The organism is Pseudomonas sp. SIMBA_067 (genome assembly GCF_046534675.1).
GTDB lineage: Bacteria > Pseudomonadota > Gammaproteobacteria > Pseudomonadales > Pseudomonadaceae > Aquipseudomonas > Aquipseudomonas putida.
Window position 1 is genome coordinate 1 of sequence record NZ_JAWRYH010000524.1, and the last position, 267, is coordinate 267.

General features: G+C 63.7%; 1 protein-coding gene. It reads left to right on the top strand.

What is annotated here, in order from left to right:
- A partial coding sequence (locus tag SB765_RS30165; RefSeq protein ID WP_410932566.1) for a sigma 54-interacting transcriptional regulator occupies positions 1-267 on the top strand: 267 nt, incomplete at both ends.

Here is a 267-nt window from a genome sequence, read left to right on the forward strand (position 1 = left end):
CGTCAAGGCCCTGCACCTGGCCAGTTCCCGCAGCCGGCAGGCCTTTATCGCGGTGAACTGTGCGGCCATTCCTGCGGAACTGGTGGAGTCGGAGCTGTTCGGTTATGAAAAAGGCGCCTTCACCGGTGCCAGTCAAAAAGGCAGCATTGGCCTGATCCGCAAGGCCGACAAGGGCACGTTGTTCCTCGACGAGATCGGCGATATGCCGCTGCCGACGCAGGCCCGTTTGCTGCGGGTGCTGCAGGAGCGCTGCGTGCAACCGGTGGG